At 59.9% G+C, this 15,400-nt stretch carries 13 protein-coding genes; 7 read left to right on the top strand and 6 right to left on the bottom strand.

Going from position 1 to position 15,400, the window contains the following annotated elements; genetic code table 11:
• The first annotated feature begins 223 nt into the window (after positions 1 to 223).
• A complete protein-coding gene (locus tag U862_RS0114115) occupies positions 224 to 631 on the top strand; it encodes an RNA-binding S4 domain-containing protein (protein WP_025110981.1) in 408 nt (135 codons plus the stop codon).
• Between the two features lie 299 nt (positions 632 to 930).
• Here U862_RS0114115 and U862_RS0114110 read toward each other — a convergent pair whose 3' ends face one another.
• Positions 931 to 1,731: a phosphatase PAP2 family protein gene (locus U862_RS0114110; protein WP_025110980.1), complete on the bottom strand. Its 801-nt coding sequence runs from the start codon at positions 1,729 to 1,731 to the stop codon at positions 931 to 933.
• A gap of 104 nt (positions 1,732 to 1,835) precedes the next feature.
• Here U862_RS0114110 and hslO point away from each other — a divergent pair, with 104 nt between their 5' ends.
• Both hslO and U862_RS0114100 read left to right on the top strand, forming a co-directional pair.
• Positions 1,836 to 2,738, top strand: a complete 903-nt coding sequence (gene hslO / locus U862_RS0114105) for an Hsp33 family molecular chaperone HslO (RefSeq protein WP_025110979.1) — start codon at positions 1,836 to 1,838, stop codon at positions 2,736 to 2,738.
• Between the two features lie 181 nt (positions 2,739 to 2,919).
• Positions 2,920 to 4,461 (top strand): phosphoenolpyruvate carboxykinase, encoded by a 1,542-nt coding sequence (locus tag U862_RS0114100; RefSeq protein ID WP_025110978.1) that lies wholly within the window; start codon positions 2,920 to 2,922, stop codon positions 4,459 to 4,461.
• 279 nt (positions 4,462 to 4,740) lie between these two features.
• Here U862_RS0114100 and U862_RS0114095 read toward each other — a convergent pair whose 3' ends face one another.
• On the bottom strand, positions 4,741 to 5,868 hold the full coding sequence (locus tag U862_RS0114095) for a hypothetical protein (RefSeq protein WP_025110977.1): 1,128 nt from the start codon (positions 5,866 to 5,868) through the stop codon (positions 4,741 to 4,743).
• A 95-nt stretch (positions 5,869 to 5,963) separates the two neighbouring features.
• Positions 5,964 to 6,251: a hypothetical protein gene (locus tag U862_RS0114090; protein WP_025110976.1), complete on the bottom strand. Its 288-nt coding sequence runs from the start codon at positions 6,249 to 6,251 to the stop codon at positions 5,964 to 5,966.
• A gap of 290 nt (positions 6,252 to 6,541) precedes the next feature.
• Here U862_RS0114090 and U862_RS0114085 point away from each other — a divergent pair, with 290 nt between their 5' ends.
• The 4 genes from U862_RS0114085 (at position 6,542) to U862_RS0114070 (ending at position 11,180) form a co-directional block, all read left to right on the top strand.
• Positions 6,542 to 7,045 (top strand): hypothetical protein, encoded by a 504-nt coding sequence (locus tag U862_RS0114085; RefSeq protein ID WP_025110975.1) that lies wholly within the window; start codon positions 6,542 to 6,544, stop codon positions 7,043 to 7,045.
• 181 nt (positions 7,046 to 7,226) lie between these two features.
• Positions 7,227 to 9,161: an ATP-dependent DNA helicase RecQ gene (locus U862_RS0114080; RefSeq protein ID WP_025110974.1), complete on the top strand. Its 1,935-nt coding sequence runs from the start codon at positions 7,227 to 7,229 to the stop codon at positions 9,159 to 9,161.
• 214 nt (positions 9,162 to 9,375) lie between these two features.
• Positions 9,376 to 10,602 carry a 3-hydroxyacyl-CoA dehydrogenase gene (locus tag U862_RS0114075; protein ID WP_025110973.1) on the top strand — a complete coding sequence of 409 codons (1,227 nt, stop codon included), beginning with the start codon at positions 9,376 to 9,378 and terminating at the stop codon, positions 10,600 to 10,602.
• Positions 10,603 to 10,748: 146 nt separating this feature from the next.
• Positions 10,749 to 11,180 carry a thioesterase family protein gene (locus U862_RS0114070; protein WP_025110972.1) on the top strand — a complete coding sequence of 144 codons (432 nt, stop codon included), beginning with the start codon at positions 10,749 to 10,751 and terminating at the stop codon, positions 11,178 to 11,180.
• Between the two features lie 64 nt (positions 11,181 to 11,244).
• Here U862_RS0114070 and U862_RS0114065 read toward each other — a convergent pair whose 3' ends face one another.
• The 3 genes from U862_RS0114065 to fdhD form a co-directional block, all read right to left on the bottom strand.
• Entirely contained in the window at positions 11,245 to 11,724 is a 480-nt protein-coding gene (locus tag U862_RS0114065) for a glycine zipper domain-containing protein (RefSeq protein ID WP_025110971.1), read from the bottom strand.
• A gap of 328 nt (positions 11,725 to 12,052) precedes the next feature.
• Complete coding sequence (locus U862_RS0114060; protein WP_025110970.1) at positions 12,053 to 14,401, bottom strand: FdhF/YdeP family oxidoreductase; 2,349 nt, start codon at positions 14,399 to 14,401, stop codon at positions 12,053 to 12,055.
• Positions 14,398 to 15,237, bottom strand: coding sequence for a formate dehydrogenase accessory sulfurtransferase FdhD (gene fdhD, locus U862_RS0114055; RefSeq protein WP_025110969.1), 840 nt, complete (start codon positions 15,235 to 15,237; stop codon positions 14,398 to 14,400). The genes U862_RS0114060 and fdhD overlap by 4 nt, the downstream gene beginning before the upstream one ends.
• Between the last annotated feature and the right edge of the window lie 163 nt (positions 15,238 to 15,400).

Here is a 15,400-nt window from a genome sequence, read left to right as displayed (position 1 = left end):
CTTCAAAAAAGTGCTCAACCGTGGCAACCGCTCAGCCCGCACGGGGCCGGATTCGCGGTATTCACGCAGAATAAGGGTTAAAAGGCGACAGATATCTACAGCCCGGATCGCCGACGCCTCAAGCAGGTGTCGGGTGGTGCGCATTGTAATCCGGGATGGTGCAATTCATGGCACGACAGAAACGGTAGTACAGTTCACCAATATTTCAGAATGAGGAAATTCCATGGCACAAAAAAGCGAAGAGGACGACAAGGTCCGTCTCGACAAGTGGTTGTGGGCGGCGCGTTTCTATAAAACCCGGGCCTTGGCCAAAGCAGCCATCGAGAGTGGCAAGGTGCATTGCCGTGGGGAGCGCTGCAAGCCTGGCAAAGAGCCACGCATTGGTGATGAGTTCGAGATTCGCACCGGGTTTGAAGCGCGCACGGTGAAGGTTGAAGCCTTGTCGATCGTGCGTCGCGGCGCACCCGAGGCGCAGGCGCTGTATACCGAGACCGAGGCCAGTGTTGCCAAACGTGAAGCGGCCGCAGCGATGCGCAAGGCCGGGGCGTTGGGCGTGAGCACCGACGGCAAGCCGAGCAAGAAGCAGCGACGGGATCTGTTCAAGTTTCGTGGCAGCAGTAACGAGGCGTGAGGGCGACGTTTCTGCGTTGTCAAGGCCGGCCTCTTCGCGAGCAAGCCCGCTCCCACAGTGGATCCGGTTCTTTCAGTAGGAAAACGGTCAATGGTGGGAGCCGCGGCGGGATCTGTTCAAGTTTCGTGGCAGCAGTAACGAGGCGTGAGGGCGACGTTTCTGCGTTGTCAAGGCCGGCCTCTTCGCGAGCAAGCCCGCTCCCACAGTGGAGCCGGTTCCTTCAGCAGGAAAACGGTCAAGGGTGGGAGCGGGCTTGCTCGCGAATCGAGTGCGAAGCACTCGCCTGAGTCAACGCGATGTCAGGCGCTACGCACCACACTCATCCGCGAAACCATCGGCAACTTGCCCAGTAGCGCAAAGATCGGAGCGGTCACTTTCAGCCAGAAATTCGCCGCGTGATAAGCAAACGGCGTGTAATAACCCCAGCCCAGCGCCCACACCGCCAGCAGCATGCCGCCGATGTAGTCGTCCTGGCCCCAATGCGCGCCGGCCACAAGACGCGGCAGCATGAACAGCAACGCCAGGCCCCAGACGGCGAGGAACTGACCGACTGTGCGACTGAACACGCCCATGAACAGCGCCCAGATCAACAGCACCGAAGCATGGTCACCGGGGAAACTCTGGCTCGAACGATCCTTCAGCTCCCAGGCCTTTTCCAGGTGCGGGAAGTAGTCGCTGAGGTGCACCGCGCCTTCAAGTACCATCGACGGGCTGCTGTGCTGCCAGTCCATGTAGTCGGCGAATTTGGAAAACAATGCGCGGATGATCACCATCAGCAGCAGAATCGAGAAAAAACCGAAGAACGCGCGGCGTACGTCAATCGCCTTGAACACCCAGTCGCCCTTGATCAGCAGCGTCAGCAGGATCAACCCGACGACGATGTCGAAGGGACGCAGACTTGCAATTGCCCAGATGTGGAGCCATATGGGGTTGCTGGCCAGCGGTGCATTGAGTGAGCGGAATAGCCACTCGTCGAAAATCACACACAGCATCTGACCCGTAGGCCATAACCAGAAAGCCAGTAGCGCCAATGGCACTACGTTACACAGAACCAGCCGGCCGAGGTTCCACCTTGATTGGAACAAACCCGGATTGTTCATAAAATGCCTCCCGTGGCTGAACATTTCGCACCAAATGGGTGCGGAGAAGCGCGGGATTTTCATCTTTTGTAACCATTTTGTCATCAATTCAGATACCCAGACCTATGACCGATCTCCCGGATACCGACTACACCCAACGCTTCATCTTCGATGACAGCGACACTCGCGGCGAACTGGTTGCGCTGGAACGCAGCTACGCCGAAGTCCTCGCCAAGCACCCGTACCCGGAGCCGGTCGCGCAATTGCTGGGCGAACTGATGGCGGCGGCCTCGTTGCTGGTGGGCACCCTGAAATTCGACGGCTTGCTGATTCTGCAGGCGCGCTCCGAAGGCCCGATCCCGATGCTGATGATCGAGTGCTCGAGCGAACGTGAAATCCGTGGCCTGGCGCGTTATCACGCGGATCAGATCGCAGCCGATGCAACCCTCGCCGACCTGATGCCGAACGGCGTGCTGGCCCTGACCGTCGACCCGACTGTCGGCCAGCGCTATCAGGGCATCGTCGACCTTGATGGCGAAAACCTGTCCGAGTGCTTCACCAACTACTTCGTCATGTCGCAACAGGTCGGCACGCGTTTCTGGCTCTACGCCGATGGTCGACGTGCCCGTGGTCTGCTGCTGCAACAGCTGCCGGCCGATCGCCTGAAGGACGAAGAAGAACGCGCCGCCAGTTGGCAGCACATCACCGCGCTCGGCAGCACGCTGACCGCCGACGAGTTGTTGAGCCTGGACAACGAAACCGTGTTGCACCGCCTCTACCATGAAGAGCAAGTGCGCCTGTTCGATGTGCAGAACCTGCGCTTTCGTTGCAGTTGCTCGCGGGAACGCTCGGGCAATGCGCTGGTCAGCCTGGGTCTGGAAGACGCGCAGGCGCTGGTGGCCGAACAGGGTGGCAAAATCGAGATCGATTGCCAGTTCTGCAACGAACGCTACCTGTTCGATGCAGCCGATATCGCTCAATTGTTCGCTGGCGCGGGTGTCGACACGCCGTCAGATACCCGGCACTAAAACGGTTCAGCGCAGGTAAATTCACTGCTCAACGACGGAATATCGCCGTTACGACGGGAGGACCCTACTCTTTTTGGGCTTTTCTGGCATAATCCGGCCCACTTTTTTCGCGGTAGTAGTGCACGACTTTCTACTACAAAACGTTTGGAGCACACTCGGCCACTGGCCGACGGGGAACCTCATGACGCAAGCCAATAACGCCGTGTACACCGATCTGAGTGTTGATGATCTGGTAAAAGAAGCCTTGAACCGCGGTGAAGGCGAGCTTGCCGATACCGGCGCTCTGGTAGTCCGCACCGGTCATCGCACCGGCCGTTCGCCAGTCGACCGTTTCATCGTTGAAGAGCCTTCCACCCAGGCCGCTATCGCCTGGGGCCCGATCAACCGCAAGTTCCCGGCCGACAAGTTCGACGCGCTGTGGGCTCGTGTCGAGGCGTTCAACAACGCGCAAGAGCACTTTGTTTCCCACGTGCATGTAGGCGCGGCTGAAGATCACTACCTGGCCGTGAAAATGACCACCCAGACTGCCTGGCAGAACCTGTTCGGTCGTTGCCTGTTCATCAACCCGGCCCAGTACAACCCGGCTGGTCGTGAAGAGTGGCAAGTGCTCAACGTTGCCAACTTCGAGTGCGTGCCTGAGCGTGACGGCACCAACTCCGATGGTTGCGTGATCCTCAACTTTGCCCAGAAGAAAGTGCTGATCGCTGGCATGCGTTACGCCGGTGAAATGAAGAAAGCCATGTTCTCCGTGCAGAACTTCCTGCTGCCGGCCGCTGACGTGCTGCCTATGCACTGCGCTGCCAACATCGGCGAAGAAGGCGACGTGACCCTGTTCTTCGGTCTGTCGGGTACCGGTAAAACCACTCTGTCGGCCGATGAAAGCCGTTACCTGATCGGTGACGACGAACACGGTTGGGGCGAAGGCGTGGTGTTCAACATCGAAGGCGGTTGCTATGCCAAGTGCATCGACCTGTCCGAGAAGAACGAGCCGGTCATCTGGAAAGCCATCAAGCACGGCGCAGTGCTGGAAAACGTGGTCATCGACGACGCCAAGCACGCCGACTACGCCGATGTCAGCCTGACCCAGAACAGCCGCGCGGCCTACCCGCTGGAGCACGTTGCCAAGCGTTCCGAGAAGAACCTGGGCGGCGAGCCAAACGCAGTGATCTTCCTGACGTGCGACCTGACCGGTGTACTGCCGCCAGTGTCGATCCTCAACGAAGAACAAGCGGCCTACCACTTCCTGTCCGGCTACACCGCGCTGGTGGGCTCGACTGAAATGGGTTCGGGCAGCGGCATCAAGTCGACCTTCTCCACCTGCTTCGGCGCGCCGTTCTTCCCGCGTCCGGCTGGCGAATACGCAGAGCTGCTGATCAAGCGCATCCGCGGCTTCGGCTCCAAGGTCTACCTGGTCAACACCGGCTGGACCGGCGGTGGCTACGGCGTTGGCAAACGCTTCAACATCCCGACCACCCGCGCCGTGATCGCAGCGATCCAGAGCGGCGCGCTGATCGGTGCCGCCACCGAGCACCTGGACACCATCAACCTCGACGTGCCACTGGCCGTACCGGGCGTTGAAACCAACCTGCTCAACCCACGCAACACCTGGGCTGACAAGGCTGCGTACGACGAGGCTGCCAAGGCATTGGCCGGTCTGTTCATCGAGAACTTCAAGAAGTTCGAAGTGAGCGACGCGATCAAGGCTGCGGGTCCGAAGTTGTAAGATCTGTTTGCAGCAATGAAAAAGCCGCCCCTAGGGGCGGCTTTTTTGTGGGCGTCCAGACACAGCCACCATTAAGCGTGCAGGCATTTGAATTGCCGGCAGCATACAACGGACGCGTTTATGTCCCATTGGGTGACCAGGCCCGAGCCGCTTATTAGCAGCGTCAGTTAGCGGGTGGTCATAGGCGACAAGTTGTCTGTACTTGTAGGAACGGGACGAACAGCCGATAGGCAATTGCTGTAGGTTTTTTCGCGTTACGCCGATCAACACCCACCGTCTTCAACGAATATGCCGATACGCCGCCAGATCCAGCACGCTGGTGGTCAGCCCGGTATCCGGTGCATAGATCGCGCCCTTCACCGACGAGAACGGCACGCCTTTGCTACCCAGCGATACGTAGCGCTCACCTTGATCCAGTTCGGTGAACCAGGTGTAGGAGGACTTTTCCATGGCCTTGTATTTCGCCGCGTCCTTGACCATGGCGTCGGCGCATTGCTTCAGGGAGGCATCGGTCAGGTTCAGGGTTTTGGTCAGCGAAGTGCCCCAGCGCTTGAGGCAGGTTTCGGCGAAGTGGCGCACGAACTGGCCGGGCTCGGCGAGCATTTTCGGGCCGGTGACGCCATCGGCGGAGGCGTTGCCGACCAGGGTGGCGTGGCGACCGGGGATCGGGAAGATGTGAGTCCGGGTGCCGGTGGCGGTTTGCGGGATGACGCAGCTGAAGCCTTTCGAGCGTTCATCGCGGGCGTAGAAGCCGATGTACTCTTTGACGTTGGTGTTGAGTTTGACTCGATGTTCCTGGAAGTTGCCGATACCGGGTACCGGATCAATGGCGAAAATATTCACAGGTATGCTCTTTAGCGCACTGTCGTTGAACATGGCGTTGGCCAACATATGGCAGCTGATACCGCCGCGGCTCCAGCCGACCAAGTTGACTTTGGTCGGAATAATACCGTCCTTGCGGAAGGTTTTAATGATCTGCTCCTGCAACTTCTGTTGGGTCACGCTGCGTTCGCCGTAGTTGTAGTTGCGCCAGAACCAGGAACCCTCGGCTTTTACATCTTCAATGGGAATGCCGGCGGCTTTGAGTCGGTTGTATTCTGCTTCAGTCAGTTGCTTGCGTTGCCAGTCGCACTTGCCTTTGATGATGTTCATCGCGTGCAGTACGTTTTCTTCCCAGCCTTTGCCGAACAGCGTGCCGCTCATGCCATAGTCGGCGGACTTGGTGAACAGCTCGTCGGCCTGCAGGTTGCTGGTGCCGGGGCCATCGACCACGATCCATTCGGCAAATTCACGGCCGGTATGGTGCGAGGCGAGGGTGGACACCAGTTCACCATCCCAATAGTTGGCGTTGCTGGTATCGAACTTGGTGGAGCCGGTGCCGCAAAAGAAAATAGTTAATGTCGTCATGAGGTTGCTCTTTATTGATGTAAGAGCAAGCAGGCTAGTTTTTAATGTTGTCGGTTTGAAGTGTTTAGTTGTTGCTTTATTTGTGGTTGTGCTTTTTATGCGGGGTTTGTTAGTTGCAGTCTTGCTACGTCAAGAAGTTCGCAGCCGTCTTGGGTCAATAGATACAGTGCATTGACAATGTTGGGGATATCTTTGACGTCGGCTTGTTTGAAACACAAACAGTAAAGAGTCTCCAGCAAGTCGCTGGCGGCGCGCAGACGCTGATGGGCGGCGTCGAGCAGATCGCCATGGCTGGCCTGAGTATCGATGGTCAGCACCGGATGATCGCTGTAGTTGCTTTTGAGGGGGTGATAACGAGGGGCCTGCGGGTCGTGCATGTTCATGGTGAGACGTGTCCTGTACGAAGTCGCTCCAGTGGTTTCAGCCGCGCTGGCCACTATAGAAGTGCCAGGCAAGTCGTCACAAGAGCGCCACGATGGACAGAGTTCGTAGGGGTTTTACCGGGCATCAGGCATCTGCCCTACAAGGTTTCGCAGTTTTTTCACGGTGAAACCCTTAGCGCAGAAATTTCCCACGGGATTCGCAGGCGTTTCTTGGGAAACCTCTGTATGGTGCGCGCCAGAATCTGTAGGGCGTTTCCAAATGTCCGATACGCGCTTAAAGGGAATTGAGTATGCAGTGGCTACGAATGGCCTTGATTTTGTTGCTGTGGGTCAGTGGTTGCCGGTCGACCCTGGCGTCTGATGTGGGCAGTGGATGGATATTCGCCGACCTTGAACGCACCGGCTGGCCCGATGCGCTCTCGAGCCAGCCCGGTATCGATACTGCCTCACGTGCCGAGGTGTTGATGTTCGGCAAGGCCTTGCTGGCCAGTGAAGCGCTGGACGAGGCGGGACTCGAGCAGCGGCTGGGTGTGCCTCATGTGCAGCTCAAGTCGATCAGGCAGGTGCGTGAAGGTCTGTGGGATCGTTTGTTGAGTACCTATCGTAACGCCAGCCAGGACTGTGACGGGCAACCGTTCTGTCCTCGCGTGCGCAGTGTTGCGGAGTTGCGGCAGTTGGCGGCGGCCTTCACCGGTGACATCAGTCCGGCCCATGCCTTGTGGGCGAGCAAGAGCCAGGGTGTGCACGAGCAGGTGCTCAACGAGCAACTGCGGGTGGCGGTTCTGCGGCCCTGAGTGGTGTGTTCTTGTGTTGGTCTGAAGGCCTCTTCGTGAGCAGGCTCGCTGCCACAGGGCACCGAGTGGATTGCACCATTCGCTGTATCATCCCGTATTGAATTGACCCCGGCCTTTTCTAGACTCGCTGCGACCGCCCGCTAGGCTGTTGGCATCACAGCGGTCAACGGAGTGACAGCGCATGCACAACACCCTGGAACAGGTTTTCGGTTATCCACAGTTTCGACCTGGACAGGAGGCGGCGATCAGCGCCGTGCTGGCCGGGCGCTCGGCAGCGGCGATTTTCCCCACCGGTTCCGGCAAGTCGCTTTGTTATCAGGTTCCAGCGCTGTTGCTGCCGCACCTGACCCTGGTGGTCTCGCCGCTGTTGGCGTTGATGCAGGACCAACTGGCGTTCCTCAAGCGTCACGGTATCAGTGCCGGCAGCATCGATTCGGCACAAAGCCGCGATGACGCCAATGATGTGATGGCCCGCGCCCGCTCGGGTGAATTGAAGATTCTGATGATCTCGGTGGAGCGCCTGAAGAATGAGCGTTTCCGCAACTTTTTGCAGCAGGTGCCGATCTCGCTGCTGGTGGTCGACGAGGCGCATTGCATCTCCGAATGGGGTCACAACTTCCGCCCCGACTACCTGAAACTGCCGGACTACCAGCGCCAGTTCAATATCCCGCAAACCCTTCTGTTGACAGCCACGGCAACACCGCAAGTGATTGCCGACATGCAGGCCAAATTCGCCATCGCTGAAGCAGATGTGGTGACCACCGGTTTTTACCGGCCCAACCTCAATCTGCTGGTCGAACCGGTGCGCGGTCAGGACAAGCGTCGGCGTCTGGTGGAGTGGATGAGCGAGCGTGCGGGACAGCCGAGCATCGTCTACGTCACCCTGCAGAAAACCGCCGAGCACATTGCCGAGCATCTTGGGCGAAACGGCATTCAGGCCGAGGCCTATCACGCCGGATTACCACACGATCAGCGCGAGGGCATACAGAAGCGCTTCATGGCCGGACAGTCCAATTGCATCGTCGCGACCATTGCGTTCGGCATGGGTATCGACAAGAGCGACATCCGCAATGTGGTGCATTTTGACCTGCCCAAATCCATCGAGAACTACAGTCAGGAGATCGGTCGTGCCGGACGTGACGGGCAGCCCTCGGACTGTCTGGTGCTGGCCAATCGCGACAGCCTCAACGTGCTGGAAAACTTCGTCTACGGCGACACCCCGGAGCGCGAGGGGATTCTTTGTGTGCTGGAGGAATTGCAGGCTGCGGCGCCCGAAGGGCAGTGGGAGTTTCTGCTCGGGCCGCTGGCCGATCAGAGCAACATTCGCTCGCTGCCGCTGAAGACGCTGCTGGTGCAGCTGGAGCTGCATGGCCTGATCGCGCCGCGCTATGCGTATTACGCCGAGTACCGTTTCAAGTACCTGCTGGAACCGGAAGCGCTGCTGGAACGTTTCGAGGGTGAACGCAGGGATTTTGTCGCGGCGATCATTCAGACCTCCAGTCGCGCACGCACCTGGGCCACGGTGAATTTCGACGCGATGTACACCCAGTATTCGGCGGAGCGCAATCGGGTGGTGACGGCGCTGGACTACTTCCAGGAGAAGGGCTGGGTCGAGCTTGAGAGCAAGCAGATGACCGAGGTCTACAACGTGTTGCACAGCGATTTCGACAGCGCTGTTCTGAGCGGTGAATTGCACGGATATTTCACCCGGCATGAGCAGGCTGAGATCGCCCGGATTCACGCGATGCTCGAGCTGTTTGCCACCGAGCGTTGCCTGGGATATCGCCTGGCCGAATATTTCGGTGACCACAACGCGCCCGAGCATTGCGGGCACTGTTCGGTGTGTCATGGGGATGTTGCGCGGCTACCACCACCACCGGAACTGCCGGCGCTTGTGGATAAAAACTTTGTGGCGCTGTGCGGTGATTTTATCCACAGGCACGAACAGCACACTGGCAGTGTGCCGACGGCGGAGCGGCTGACGCGGTTTCTGTGCGGGATCAGTGTGCCGCTATTCACCAGGCTCAAGGCGCGAACGATTTCCGGATATGCGGCGTTGGAGGAGTATCCGTACGCCGAAGTCCGCCGCTGGGCTGACAGTCATTTGCCCGAATGAACGCATAATCTTGTGGGAGCGAGCCTGCTCGCGAAGGCGCAAGGTCAGCCAACACTTGATTTGAATGTGCTGGCCTGTTCGCGAGCAGGCTCGCTCCCACATGGGAATGCTGCATCCATGCGCTGAATGTCGCTCATCACGGTAATAGACTTCAAAAACACCCGGTGCCTGACTATGGTGAAGGCTGTCTTCGGATCGCCAACAAGAGAACAACATGAGCCAGACATCCTTCGATATTCAGCAGGCCGCCGTGATCGGCGCGGGCACCATGGGCCGCGGCATTGTGATGTGCCTGGCCAATGCCGGTATCGCCGTGCAGTGGGTCGATAACAATCCGCAGATGCTTGAGCAGGCGCTGGGCGCGGTAGCGGACTCTTATGCACACAACGTGCGGCAGGGCCGAATTGACCAGGCTGAGGCGGACGCACGTTTCGCCCGGATCAGCGCTGCCGCGGATTACCCGACGATCCGTAATGTCGATCTGGTGATCGAGGCGGTGTACGAGAACCTCGAACTCAAGCAGAAGATCTTTCGCGAGCTGGATGGCCTGCTCAAGCCAGCAGCGTTGTTGGCGAGCAACACGTCGGCGCTGGATATCGATGCGATTGCCGCGGCGACAAAGCGTCCGCATCAGGTGCTCGGCCTGCATTTCTTCAGCCCTGCGCACATCATGAAACTGCTGGAAATCGTCCGCGGTGCGCAGACGTCACCGGCGGTATTGGCAGCCGCACTGGCTTTAGGCAAGCGCATGGGCAAGGTCAGTGTGGTGTCGGGCAATTGCCACGGATTTATCGGCAATCGGATGTTGCATCCGTATGTGCTGGAGGCGCGCAAGATGCTCCTCGAAGGCGCTTATCCACAGCAGGTGGACGCGGCACTGCAGGGATTCGGCTTCGCCATGGGACCGTTCCGCATGTATGACGTGGTGGGTATCGACCTGGAATGGCGCGCTCGCGAACTGGCCGGCAAGGGCCAGGATGCGCCGCAGGTCCAGGTCGATAACCGCTTGTGCGAGATGGGCCGCTTCGGGCAGAAATCCGGCAACGGTTATTACCACTATGAGCCGGGCAGTCGGCAGGCCGAGCAGGATCCTGAGGTCGATGCGCTGGTGCTGCGGGTCAGCGAAAGTCTGGGTTTTCAGCGCCGCGAGATCGGCCCGGAGGAAATTCTGGAGCGTTGTTTGCTGGCGTTGGTCAACGAGGGCGCCAGGATTCTTCAGGAAGGCATTGCAGGGTCAGCCCATGACATTGATCTGGTGTATCTGAACGGCTACGGCTTCCCGGCCGACAAGGGCGGGCCGATGGCCTGGGCGGATCAGCAGGGGCTGGCGGATATTCATCAGCGGCTGCTGGCGCTGCAGACGCGTCAGGGCGATCAGTGGCAGCCGGCGCGGTTGATTGGCGAGCTGGCGGCGCAGGGGAAGGGTTTTGCCGAGCTCTGAGGGATGGAGGGCTGTGAGGACGCCTTCGTCGGAACGCCGCCCGGAGCAAGGGAGAACGCATTCCAATGTGGGAGCGAGCCTGCTCGCGAAGGGAGCGAGGCGGTTTTACATTAGACTGACCCATTAATTTCAGGGATTGCTGATCGATGTCCAACTCGATGCCCCAACGCACCGACTACCCGCACTTCCAGCCCATCACCACACGCTGGCACGACAACGATGCCTACGGGCATGTGAATAACGTCACCTATTACAGCTTCTTCGACACGGCCGTGAATACCTACCTGATCCAGGTCGGCGGGCTGGATATTCATGACGGTGAGGTGGTGGGGTTCGTGGTCAGTTCGGCTTGTGACTACTTTGCCTCGATTGCTTTTCCGGACCTGATCGAGATCGGTCTGCGGGTCGGCAAGCTGGGCAACAGTTCGGTGCAATACGAATTGGCGGTGTTCAAGGTCGGTGAAAGCGAGGCGTGTGCAGCGGGGTGTTTTGTCCATGTCTTCGTGGATCGGGCGACCAACCAGCCGGTGCCGATTCCAGGCAGGTTGCGTGAAGCGTTGGAGCGTCTGGTGATTTGAACCAGAACAAAAAAAATCGCAGCCCTCGGGCTGCGATTTTTTGTTTTCCGCTTAACCAGACGCGTTAGTCGCGGTAGTAGCGGTGATGCTTGCGGTGGCCGTAGGCGTGGCCGCGACCACGATGTTCGTCGCGGTAGTAGCGACGGTCGTCACGACCGCGATCGTAATGACGACCCTCGTCATTGCTCTGGTTGCCCATGTAGTTACCCAGCGCGCCACCGGCGCCGCCACCTGCTGCGGCGCCGATCAGGCTGCCGGTGGTGCCGCCCATGCTGCGGCCGACCACGTTACCGCCGGCTGCGCCCAACGCACCGCCAATGGCTGCTTCGCCACGGCTGTGTTTGTTGGCACCCACCGCGCTACCACCCGCGCCGCCCAGGGCGGCGCCAATGGTTGAACCTGTACTGCCGCCTAACGACTGACCGACGACCGAGCCAAGAACCCCGCCCAATGCGCCGCCCACACCTGCTTCGGTGGTGCCTCCGGCAGAAGCGAAGCCACTGACCAGGCCAAGGGACAACAAGAGAATCGAGGAGAACTTCATAGAGGAGCCTCAAAGGGATGACGGCGCGATCCTGAGGCTGTGTAACAAGGCTGACAATCGAAATCCGACGAATAACACGACGTGTATACAATTTTGCAAGTTGCTGTTTTTTCTGCGGAACTTAGGCTTTTTTTGCCGGTCTTTAGCTACTTCGGACAGGCCGCTTTTGTGAAAAAGCGGCCTTTTTTGTGGGCGTTTGAAAGGTGCACAGTACAAAGAATTCTGTTGAATGAGCTGCCGCTTTCGCGAGCAAGCCCGCTCCCACATTTGAATTGCATTCTAATGCGGGAGCGGGCTTGCTCGCGAAGGGTTCAGTCCAGAGACCGCATTACGCGGATTTGGCCATGATCAGCCCAGTCTCACTCGCCGCCTCAAGACGGATCGCAATGAACTTCGACGTCGGCGTATGGCTGCCATCCCCTGTGCTTTCGAGCGGCACCAGCGGATTCACTTCCGGGTAATACGCCGCCGCCTGCCCCGCTGGAATATCAAACGCCAGCAAGGTGAAGCCCTTCACCCGACGCTCGCGACCATCGTCCCACAGCGACACGATGTCGGCCTTCTGCCCTGGTCGGAAGCCCAGGCGAATGATGTCAGCCTCGTTGGCGAACAGCACATCGCGCTGGCCTTTTACCCCACGGTAACGGTCGTCAAGGCCATAGATCGTGGTGTTGTACTGGTCGTGGGAGCGCATCGATTGCAGGATCAGGTCCGGCAGTTGCCCGGTGGCGCGGGTGCGCTCGTGCACCAGGTCTTTGGGCAGCATGTTCGCGCGGAAATTGGCCCGGCCCGACGGGGTGTTCCACTTGCGCGCGCCGGCACTGTTGCCGAGGTAGAACCCGCCCGGGTTCTTGACCTTCTCGTTAAAGTCCCTGAAGCCTGGAATGGTATCGGCGATCAGGTCGCGAATACGCCCGTAATCGGCCACCAGCCAGTTCCAGTCCACCGGTTTGCTGCCCAGCGTGGCGGCGGCAATGCCGGCGATGATCGCCGGTTCCGAGCGCATCTGGTTCGACAGCGGCTGCAACTGGCCGTTGGAGGCGTGAACCATGCTGAAGGAGTCTTCCACGGTAACCGCTTGCGGGCCTTCGGTCTGGATATCGATGTCGGTGCGACCCAGGCACGGCAGGATCAAGGCGTCTTTGCCGTGGGCCAGATGGCTGCGGTTGAGCTTGGTGCTGATCTGCACGGTCAGGTCGCAGTTGCTCAGCGCGGCGAAGGTACGCGGGCTGTCTGGCGTGGCCTGGGCGAAGTTGCCACCCAGACCGATGAAGACCTTGGCGCGGCCCTCGGCCATGGCGTGGATCGCTTCGACCACGTTGTGACCGTTGTCACGTGGCACCTTGAACTGGAAGCGGCGTTCGAGGGAATCGAGGAACGCCACCGGCGGACGCTCGTTGATGCCCATGGTGCGGTCGCCCTGCACGTTACTGTGGCCGCGTACCGGGCACAGGCCAGCGCCGGGCTTGCCGATGTTGCCGCGCAGCAGCATCAGGTTGGCGATTTCCTGGATGGTCGGTACCGAATGGCGATGCTGGGTGATGCCCATCGCCCAGCACATGATCACGTTCTTGCCCTTGGCGTACATGCGCGCCGCTTGTTCGATCTCGACCAGGGTCAGGCCGGATTGCGCAACGATCTGCTCCCACGGCGTATCGTCGACCACGCCCAGATACTCCAGCACGTTGGCGCTGTGGGCATTGAGGAAATCGTGATCAAACACCGCCGGGGCGCCAGCCTTCTGCGCATCGCGCTCCCATTGCAGAAGGAATTTGGCCATGCCGCGCAGCAGCGCCATGTCGCCGCCCAGCGCTGGCCGGAAATACGCAGTGTTGGTCGGCTTGTCACCGTTGGTGAGCATTTCGATCGGGTGCTGCGGGTGCTGGAAACGTTCCAGGCCACGTTCCTTCAGCGGGTTGACGCACACCACTTGCGCGCCGCGTTTCACCGCTTCACGCAGTGGTTCAAGCATCCGTGGATGGTTGGTGCCGGGGTTCTGGCCCCAGACGAAAATCGCGTCAGCGTGTTCGAAGTCATCGAAGGTCACGGTGCCCTTGCCGACGCCAACGCTCTGCGCCAACGCCACACCGCTGGCCTCGTGGCACATGTTCGAGCAGTCGGGGAAGTTGTTGGTGCCGTAGGCGCGCACAAACAGTTGATACAGGTACGCCGCTTCGTTGCTGGCCCGGCCCGAGGTGTAGAACTCGGCCTGATCCGGGCTCGACAGCGCTTGCAGGTGCTTGCCGATCAGAGCAAAGGCGTCGTCCCAGGCGATGGGTTTGTAGCGGTCAGTCTGAGCGTCGTAGACCATCGGCTCGGTCAGACGGCCCTGGTATTCGAGCCAGTAGTCGCTCTGCTCCAGCAGCGAGGTCACGCTGTGTTTGGCGAAGAACTTGCTGTCCACCCGACGCTTGGTCGCTTCCCAGTTCACCGCTTTGGCGCCGTTCTCGCAGAACTTGACCATGCCGCTTTCCGGCGAATCGCCCCACGCGCAGCCCGGGCAGTCGAAGCCGCCGTTCTGGTTGGTCTTGAGCATCATGCGCAGGTTCTTCAGCGCGTTATCGCTGGTCAACCAGGCCTGGGCCACACTGATCAGGGCACCCCAGCCACCGGCGGCACCCTTGTAGGGTTTGTAGCGCGGGACGGGTTTCTGGTCGGCTTGATGATGTTGGCTCACGCTTGATTCTCCATCGCTGGGCTGTAGACCCGCGGCGCATTCTTCTGCGGCAGGTGGATGAGATTGAGGTTGTGGCGACGGGCCCATTGCACGGCAAGGCCCGTGGGTGCGGACAGGCTGACCAGGGTCTGGATGCCGGCGCGCAGGACTTTCTGGATCAATTCGAGGCTGCAACGACTGGTGACAATCGCCACGCCGCCGTCTGTGGATATCTTCTGGCGGATCAGGCCGCCGATCAGCTTGTCGAGGGCGTTGTGCCGGCCGATGTCTTCGCGGCCCAGCAGCAATTCACCGCTGGCGTTCATGAACACCGCCGCGTGTACGGCGCCGCAGTGCTGACCGAGTGGCTGGAACGCGCCGATGCGCTGGCGCAGGCCATCGAGCCATGCCGCAGGCGGCAACGGTGCGCCGGGCAACACCTTGAGGTCGGGCAATGCCTGCTCCACCGCCTCGACGCCGCACAGCCCGCAACCACTGGTGCCGGCCAGTTGCCGACGCTGTTGCTTGAGGTTCCAGAACGCGCGATTGGCGATGGTCACTTGCGCGTATTGCGCCGAGCCCGCGCCGGTCAGTTGCAGGTCATAAATGTCAGTGGCGTCTTCGATGATGCCACTGCCGAGACTGAAGCCGACAATGAAGTCTTCCAGATCCGTCGGGGTCACCAGCATCACCGCCTGGCTGATGCCGTTGTAGGCAATCGCCAGCGCGACTTCCTCGGCGAGCGCGGTGCTGGCCGATTCCACGAGGGGCAGGTCACTGTAGCTGTAAGTCTGGCTGGCGGCGGGCGCGGGCGTTTCGAGTGCAGGCGCCGCGCAGGCTGGGCGCTTGGCGTTCATGGCATCACCGACGGATTGATCAACGCTAAGACTAGGCGCGGCAACTTGTCGCGTCTAATCGCTACTGTCGATCTATTGATAGATGCCGTCGATCAAGCGGCTGTCGATACCCGCTGCGGCCACCACCGAATAGGGGCGCGACGACGCAGGATCAGGCCTGGTG

It is taken from the genome of Pseudomonas sp. H1h (assembly GCF_000633255.1).
Classification (GTDB): Bacteria; Pseudomonadota; Gammaproteobacteria; order Pseudomonadales; family Pseudomonadaceae; genus Aquipseudomonas.
The sequence above is the reverse complement of the archived record's forward strand: the minus strand, read 5'-3'. Positions and strand labels throughout refer to the sequence as shown.